The organism is Actinoplanes sp. NPDC051633 (assembly GCF_040681735.1).
In the GTDB taxonomy this organism is placed as follows: Bacteria; Actinomycetota; Actinomycetes; order Mycobacteriales; family Micromonosporaceae; genus Actinoplanes.
In genome coordinates, this window is the sequence record NZ_JBFAZH010000297.1 from 1 (window position 1) to 7,458 (window position 7,458).

Genomic DNA, 7,458 nt, shown 5'->3' on the forward strand with positions numbered 1-7,458 from the left:
GCCTGCTGCCGGTGATCGGCGGGATCATGGTGGGGTCGCGGCTGACCGGCCGCTTCCCGCAGGCGCGGGTCGCGGTCGCCGCCGGCCTGGCGGTGATGGCGGCCGGGATGGTGGCCGGCGCGGCGGCGGGCGCGGACACCGGGTACGGCTGGGTCGCGGCGTGGGTCACCGTGGCCGGGCTGGGTCTGGGGATCGCCATGCCGCCCGCGATGAACGCCGCGCTCGGCGCACTGACGCGCGAACGCAGCGGGGTCGGCTCCGGGCTGATCCAGGCGATGCGCCAGCTGGGCGGGGCGCTCGGTGTCGCGATCCTCGGTGCGGCGTTGAACGGCGGTTACCGCGACGCGCTGCCGGCCGGCGCGCCCGAGGCGGCCCGGGGGAGCGTGAGCGCGGGGGTCGCGTGGGCGGCCGGCCCGGCGCGGGCGGCGTTCGCGCACGGCAGGACCAGGTCACTGCTGGTGGCGGCCGCGATCGCGGTGGTCGGCGCCGTGGTCGCGGTGGTGGCGCTGCCGCGCGTACCCAAGGCACCGGTGCTGGCAGAATCGCAGCATGACCACATCCCTGCCGAGCGGGTTGCGTGAGCGGAAGAAGGCGCGGACGCGCGCCGCGATCCGCGAGCACGCGATGCGGTTGTTCGAGGAGCAGGGGTACGCGGCGACGACCGTGGACCAGATCGCGGAGGCCGCCGAGGTCTCGCAGAGCACGTTCTTCCGCTACTTTCCGACCAAGGAGGACGTGGTCCTGGTCGACGACTGGGACCCGCTGATCGTGGCGGCGGTGAAGGCGCAGCCGCCGGAGGTCTCGCCGATCACCGCGATCCGCAACGGCATCCACGAGGTGGTCGACAACCTCTCCGAGGAGGACTGGGAGCGCGAGAAGCGGCGGCAGCGCATGTTCCGCGAGACGCCGGAGCTGATGACCCGGGCGATGTTCCAGTACACCGAGACGATCCGGCTGCTCGGCGCGGCGGTCGCCGAGCGGGCGGGCCTGCCGCCGACCGACTTCGCCGCCCGGGTCCTGGCCGGCGCGGTCATCGGCGCCACGATGGCCGCGATCCCGGGCGGCGGGACGGGCGTGGTCGAGCTGGCCGACTTCGAGGGCCTGGACAGGGCGTTCGAGCTCCTCGAGGCCGGCCTGCCGCTGCATTAGGCGAAGCGCTTGGCCAGGTCTCGGGCCTGGGTGTGGGCCGCCTCGCGGCCGGTTGCCGCGTCCGCCGTCGCCAGGTTCGGGCGGAAGTGGATCTCCTCGACGTCGGCCACGCCGGCCCACCGGAGCCAGTCGCCGAAGTACGGCGCCTGGAAGTCGGTGCCGAAGGACGGGCCCCGCTCCGGGCCGTAGACCGCGCTCGTGTAGATCACCGCGGCCTTCTTCCCGCGCAGCAGGCCGGTGTAGCCCTCCGCCGGGTCGAAGCCGAACACCAGGCCGGGCTGGCTGACCACGTCGATGAACTGCTTCAGGATGTACGGCACCCCGTGGTTCCACATCGGGACGCTGAACAGGTAGAGGTCGGCGTCGTCGAAGCGCCGGAACGTGTCGACCGCGTTGCGCCAGCCGTCGCCGACCGGCTCCTCGCCCGCGAAGACGGCCATCTTGGCGGCCACCGCGTCGGGCCCGAAGGCGGGAAGGGTGCCGTCCCAGAGGTCGAACTCCGAGACCTCGATCTCCGGATGCGCCTCGCGGAACTCGTCCACGAAGGTCCGCGCGATCGCGAGGGACTCGGACCGCTCGCCGCGGGGGGAGGCGGAGATGTGCAGCAGCTTGCTCATGGCGGTGCTCCTTCGTCGATCTGCCGCACGTGATTTGCGTGCGCACGCACATTGTTACCCAGATGCGTGCGCACGCACAAGACTTCGGTACGCTCCGGTGATGGACGACACCGACACCGCCGCCTGGGCCGGCCTCCTGCGGGTGCACGCCATGCTCGTGCCGCTGCTCGACCGGGAGCTGCAGACGCAGTGCCGGCTGCCGCTGACCTGGTACGACGTGCTGCTCGAGCTGAACGCGGCGAAGGACCGGCGGCTGAGCATGGGGGAGCTGGGCCAGGTCGCCGTGGTCAGCCGGTCGCGGGTCAGCCGGGTGGTCGACCAGCTCGTCGCCGAGGGTCTGGTGGCGCGCGAGGCCAATCCGCAGGACCGCCGGTCGGCGTACGCCACGATCACCGACGCCGGGCGCAAGCGGCTCCGCGCGGCCGCGCCCGTCTACCTGGCCGGCGTCCACCGCCACTTCACGTCGCGGATGACCGCCGCGGAGGCCGAGTCGATGGCATCGGCGCTGCAGAAAGTTTTGGATTCAAGTTCTTGATGCCGGGGTACGGGCCCCGGCATGACCGCGCTTGCCGCTGAGGCGATCACCGACGCCGGCTCCACCCAACTGATCCTGGCCGCGGTGCTCGGCATCGTGGTCGTCATCCTGCTCATCGCGTGGGCCAAGTGGCATCCGTTCCTGGCGTTGATCCTCGGCTCCGCCACGCTCGGCATCGTCGCCGGCGCCGGCGCCGAGGACATCGTCAAGTCGTTCACCACGGGCACGGGCACCACCGCCGGCGGCGTCGGGTTGCTGATCGCGCTCGGGTCGATGATCGGCGCGCTGCTGGCCGACTCCGGCGGCGCCGACGGGATCGTCAAGCGGATCGTCGACAAGGTCAGCGGCGGGGCCCTGCCGTGGGCCATGGCCGGTGTCGCGGCACTGGTCGGCCTGCCGCTGTTCTTCGAGGTCGGCGTCGTGCTGCTGGTGCCGATCGTGCTGCTGGTCGCCCGCCGCACCACCGTGCCGCTGCTGCAGATCGGCATCCCGGCGCTGGCCGGCCTGTCGGTGCTGCACGGCCTGGTGCCGCCGCACCCGGGTCCGCTGGTCGCCATCTCCAGCCTGAACGCGAACCTCGGCCTGACGCTGGCCTTCGGCCTGCTCTGCGCCATCCCGACCGTGCTCATCGCCGGCCCGATCTTCGGCAACTTCATCGCCAAGCGGGTGCACGTCCCGGTCCCGGCGCTGGTCGGCGCCGACCGGGTCGACGCGATGGCCACCGAGACCGGTGCCGCGGCGAGCGCCGACTCGGTGGCCGAGCCGGTCGAGGAGAACGACGACCGGCCGCGGCCGACCCGGAACCCCGGCTTCTGGCCCGCGGTGCTCACGGTGCTGCTGCCGATCGTGCTGATGCTGCTGCGGGCCGTCGCCGAGCTGACGCTGCCGGAGGACAACGGCCTGCGCAATGCGCTGCACGTGGCCGGCGAGCCGGTGGTCGCGCTGCTGGCCGGCGTACTCGTCGCGATGTGGTCTCTCGGCAAGCGGGCCGGGTTCGACCGCCGGCAGACCTCCGCGGTGATCGGCGGCTCCCTGCCGCCGATCGCCGGGATCCTGCTCATCGTGGCCGCGGGCGGTGGCTTCAAGCAGGTGCTGGTGGACGCAGGCGTCGGCAACGTGGTCGCCGACGCCGCCAAGGACGCCAACATGTCCGCGTTGCTGCTCGGCTTCCTGGTGGCGGTGGGGATCCGGATCGCGACCGGATCCGCCACCGTCGCCACGATCACCGCCGCGGGCATCGTCGCCCCGCTGGCCGGCACCCTCAGCACCCCCGAGGTGTCGCTGCTGGCGCTGGCCATCGGCGCCGGGTCGCTGTTCTTCTCGCACGTCAACGACGCCGGCTTCTGGCTGGTGAAGGAGTATTTCGGGATGACCGTCGGTCAGACCATCAAGACCTGGTCGGTGATGGAGACGATCATCTCGGTGGTCGGCTTCGCCTGCGTGATGATCCTGGACATCTTCGTCTAGCGCCCGTCTTCGCCGGCTAGCGCTTGTCCCGCCACTGGAGCCAGGTGCGCAGCTCGGACAGGTCGTAGTCCGGGCCGCCGACGCTGACCGTGAAGAGGGTGGCGCCCAGCTCGATCAGCGGCGGCGCCACCTCCTCCGGCGTGCCGCGCACGGCGGTGGAAACCTCGATCTCGCCGGCGTCGCGGCCGACCTCCGCGCAGTGCCCGCGCAGGATGCCGAGCTTGCGCTCGAGCACCTCGGCGTCGGCGAAGGAGTGCCAGATGTCGGCGTGCTTGGCGACCAGGCGCAGCGTCTTCTTCTCGCCGCCGCCGCCGATCAGCACCGGGATCTTGCGGGTGGGCGCCGGGTTGAGCTTCGCCCAGCGCGACTCGATCCGCGGCATGTCCTCGGCCAGCTTGTCGAGGCGGCCGCCGGCGGTGCCGAAGTCATACCCGTACTGCTGGTAGTCCTTCTCGAACCAGCCGGAGCCGATGCCCAGGATCAGCCGGCCGTCGCTGATGTGGTCGACGGTGCGGGCCATGTCGGCCAGCAGCTCGGGATTGCGGTAGCTGTTGCAGGTGACCAGTGCGCCGATCTCCGCCCGCGACGTCTGCTCGGCCCAGGCGGCCAGCATCGTCCAGCACTCGAAGTGCTTGCCCTCCGGCTCGCCGGAGAGCGGGTAGAAGTGGTCCCAGTTGAAGAGGATGTCCACCCCGAGGTCTTCGGCCTCGGCGGCGGCGCGGCGGATCGCGGCGTAGTCGGCGTGCTGCGGCTGGAGCTGCACGCCGATACGGATCTTTCTTGAGCTCATGCACGAACCCTATGTCGCGGTGTGATCTCCGGCTCGGCGTGCGGGCCGCCATTCTCATGGTCAACACAGGAAGGCCCGGCAGGATGGTCACTATGCGTAGACGAACACTGCTGCTGAGCCTGCTGGCCACCGGGGCGGTTTCCGCGTGCGCTAACCGTGCCATCACAGCGGTGTCGGCGTCGGAACCGCCCATTCTCGGGTCCACGTCCGTCTCGTCACTCGCGCCACAGAGCGTGACGCCTTTCGTCCCTCGACCGGGTGCCGCTCCGGCCCACTCGTACCACGTCGGCCGGCGCGACTTCGCCTTCGCCCGGGGCGACGACCGGCCGTTGCCGACCAGTGTCTGGTATCCGGCCGAGGACGCCGTGCCGGACCGGCCCGCGCCGGTCGACGCCGCCACACCGGCCGCCGGCCGGTTCCCGCTGATCCTCTTCAGCCACGGGCTGACCTCGTCGCCCACGGACTTCGAGGCGATGCTCTCGCGGTGGGCGCAGGCCGGCTTCGTGGTGGCCGGCCCGGCGTTTCCGCACACCAGGTACGAGGCGGAGAAGTTCGACGCCGAGGACATCGTCAACCAGCCGGCCGATGTCCGGTACGTGCTGGACCAGCTGCTCGGTGGCGAGCTGCGCCCGGTCATCGACGAGCACCGGATCGCCGCGGCCGGGCACTCGGGCGGCGGCATCACGACGGCCGGCCTGTTCAGCGCCCAGCGCGACGCCCGGCTGACGGCCGGCCTGGTGATCGCGGGCACCGACTTCCAGGGCACGCCGTTCACCGGGCCGCCGGCGGCGATGCTCTTCGTGCACGGCACGAAGGACGACACGGTGGCCTGGTCGGCGGGCCGCACGGTCTTCGAGGCGGTGCCGTGGTCGAGGGCGATGCTGACGATCCAGGACGGTGGTCACGTCATCGAGAGCGACAGCTTCGAGCCGATCACGCGGACGAGCACCGACTTCTGGCGGTGGGCCCTCTACGGCGACGCGACGGCGAAGGCCCGCATCCCGGCGGACGCCGCGGTCAACGGCGTGGCGACCCTGGAGAACCGGCTCTGACCGCATCGGCGATCCGGGCGGCGGCCTGGGCGGGCGTGAGGTGCGTGGTGTCGACGACCTCGGCCTCGCCGTGCAGCCACGTGCGGGCCGCCTCGGCGTAGGGCTCGAGGTAGCCGAGCCGGAACGGGGAGGGGATCGGGTGTTCTCCTGCGATGCGCGCGCGGAGGGTGGCCTGGTCGGCGTGCAGAACGAAGTGCCGGACCTCGATGGCGTGCCGGGCGAGGCCGGCGCTGATCTCCCGCCAGTACTGCTCGACCAGCACGGTCATCGGTATCACCAGCGTGCCGCCGGTGTAGTCGAGCACGCGCCGGGCGGTCTCCACGACCAGCTGCCGCCACGGCGGCCAGTGCTGGAAGTTGTCCGTCGCGGGCAGCCCAGGCGAGATGTCCATCAGGATCTCGCCGACCTTCTCGGCGTCGAACACCCGTGACTCCGGCAGGAGTCGCTGCACGAGTGCGCTGGTCGTCGTCTTGCCCGCGCCGTGGGTGCCGTTGATCCATACGATCACGGGACCCGATGCTAGCCACGGGTCCCCAACCCGGCCGTCAGCGCGGCGGCGTGGTGCTGTTTCGCACGATCAGCTCGGTGACCAGCTCGACCCGCGGTACCTCGATCGGCTCGCCCCGGGTCATCCGCAGGACCGTACGCGCCGCCAGCGCCCCCATCTCGACCAGCGGCTGCCGCACGGTCGTCAGCGGCGGCGACGCCCAGCGCGACTCCGGCAGGTCGTCGAAGCCCACGATGCTCAGGTCGTTCGGGATCCGCAGCCCCCGCTGACGCGCCGCCTCGTAGGCACCCAGCGCCATCGTGTCGCTGGTGGCGAAGATCGCGGTCGGCGGCGTGGCCCGCGACAGCAGCTTCTCCGTCGCGGTGAAGCCGGACTGGTGCAGGAAGTCGCCCTGGACGATCAGCTCCTCGCCGATCCCCGCCTCGTCGAGCGCCGCCCGGTAGCCGTCCAGCCTCGCCCGGCTGCACAGCAGATCCTTGGGCCCAGCGATCAGCGCGATCCGGCGGTGGCCCGACCGCACCAGATGCTCGGTGGCGCTGCGCCCGCCCGCGTAGTTCGTCGCGCCGATCGTCGGGGTCTCCGCCGAAGCGTTGCCGGCCGGGTCGACGATCACCACCGGCACGCCGAGGCGCTGCAGCTCGATGCTGGCCGGCCCGGGCCCGCACAGCACGAAGATGACCCCGTCCGAGGTGCGCGCCCGCAGGTTCTGCAGCCACTGCCGGGTGGACGCCGGCCGCTTGTGCACCGCCGAGACCACCAGGCCGACGCCGGCCGCGTGGGTGGCGTCCTCGACGCCGCGCAGCATCTCGACCGCCCACGGGCTGTCGATGTCGTTGAACACCAGGTCGATCAGGGCCGCGCCGCCGGGGCGCTGCCGTGACGCCCGGCGCACGTAGCCGTGCTCGCTGAGCAGGTTCTCGACCCGTTCCCGCGTGCCCGCCGCGACGTCGGTCCTGCCGTTGAGCACGCGTGAGACGGTCGGCACGGAGACCCCCGCCTCCGCCGCGATCTCCGCGATCGTCACCCGCCTGCCGTTCACCCGAGCGCCCCTTCCCGGAAGTTTCCGAAAGTATTCCACCACATCGGCGATCATCTATGCTTTCAGGATGCGTAGATGGCTGGTCCTGGCGGTGGCGACCCTCCTCGTTCTCCTGCCGGTCGACCGGCGCGCCGAGGCGAGCCCGGCGACCGCCGGGGTCATCGTCCACCTCTTCCAGTGGCCGTGGGCGTCGGTCGCCACCGAATGCGCCACCGTGCTCGGCCCGAAGGGGTTCGGCGGCGTGCAGGTGTCGCCGCCGCAGGAGCACGTCGAGGTGGCCGGGCACCCGTGGTGGCAGGAC

The 7,458-nt window shown here is 71.9% G+C and carries 8 protein-coding genes and 2 pseudogenes; 6 read left to right on the plus strand and 4 right to left on the minus strand.

Annotated features, from left to right (window positions below):
* Positions 1-581 (plus strand): annotated as a pseudogene (locus tag AB0M20_RS18165) (MFS transporter); the annotation flags it as partial.
* Positions 550-1,149, plus strand: coding sequence for a TetR family transcriptional regulator (locus AB0M20_RS18170; RefSeq protein WP_364299490.1), 600 nt, complete (start codon positions 550-552; stop codon positions 1,147-1,149). The pseudogene AB0M20_RS18165 and the gene AB0M20_RS18170, both read left to right, overlap by 32 nt.
* On the opposite strand, the gene AB0M20_RS18175 is transcribed toward AB0M20_RS18170, so the two are convergent.
* Positions 1,146-1,766 carry an NAD(P)H-dependent oxidoreductase gene (locus tag AB0M20_RS18175; protein ID WP_364299492.1) on the minus strand — a complete coding sequence of 207 codons (621 nt, stop codon included), beginning with the start codon at positions 1,764-1,766 and terminating at the stop codon, positions 1,146-1,148. The two genes, AB0M20_RS18170 and AB0M20_RS18175, sit on opposite strands and share 4 nt — an antisense overlap.
* Positions 1,767-1,866: 100 nt before the next feature.
* On the opposite strand from AB0M20_RS18175, the gene AB0M20_RS18180 reads away from it, so the two are divergent.
* Together AB0M20_RS18180 and AB0M20_RS18185 are read left to right on the plus strand one after the other, a co-directional pair.
* Entirely contained in the window at positions 1,867-2,301 is a 435-nt protein-coding gene (locus AB0M20_RS18180) for a MarR family transcriptional regulator (RefSeq protein ID WP_364299494.1), read from the plus strand.
* Positions 2,302-2,322: 21 nt separating this feature from the next.
* Positions 2,323-3,768 (plus strand): gluconate:H+ symporter, encoded by a 1,446-nt coding sequence (locus AB0M20_RS18185; protein ID WP_364299496.1) that lies wholly within the window; start codon positions 2,323-2,325, stop codon positions 3,766-3,768.
* A gap of 16 nt (positions 3,769-3,784) precedes the next feature.
* On the opposite strand, the gene AB0M20_RS18190 is transcribed toward AB0M20_RS18185, so the two are convergent.
* Positions 3,785-4,558, minus strand: a complete 774-nt coding sequence (locus tag AB0M20_RS18190) for an LLM class F420-dependent oxidoreductase (protein ID WP_364299498.1) — start codon at positions 4,556-4,558, stop codon at positions 3,785-3,787.
* Between the two features lie 233 nt (positions 4,559-4,791).
* Here AB0M20_RS18190 and AB0M20_RS18195 point away from each other — a divergent pair, with 233 nt between their 5' ends.
* Positions 4,792-5,610 (plus strand): chlorophyllase, encoded by an 819-nt coding sequence (locus AB0M20_RS18195; protein ID WP_364299500.1) that lies wholly within the window; start codon positions 4,792-4,794, stop codon positions 5,608-5,610.
* Here the strand turns inward: AB0M20_RS18195 and AB0M20_RS18200 are convergent.
* Entirely contained in the window at positions 5,576-6,118 is a 543-nt protein-coding gene (locus tag AB0M20_RS18200) for an AAA family ATPase (RefSeq protein ID WP_364299502.1), read from the minus strand. The two genes, AB0M20_RS18195 and AB0M20_RS18200, sit on opposite strands and share 35 nt — an antisense overlap.
* Positions 6,119-6,155: 37 nt before the next feature.
* Positions 6,156-7,211, minus strand: coding sequence for a LacI family DNA-binding transcriptional regulator (locus tag AB0M20_RS18205; RefSeq protein ID WP_364299504.1), 1,056 nt, complete (start codon positions 7,209-7,211; stop codon positions 6,156-6,158).
* Between the two features lie 13 nt (positions 7,212-7,224).
* On the opposite strand from AB0M20_RS18205, the pseudogene AB0M20_RS18210 reads away from it, so the two are divergent.
* Positions 7,225-7,458 (plus strand): annotated as a pseudogene (locus AB0M20_RS18210) (alpha-amylase); the annotation flags it as partial.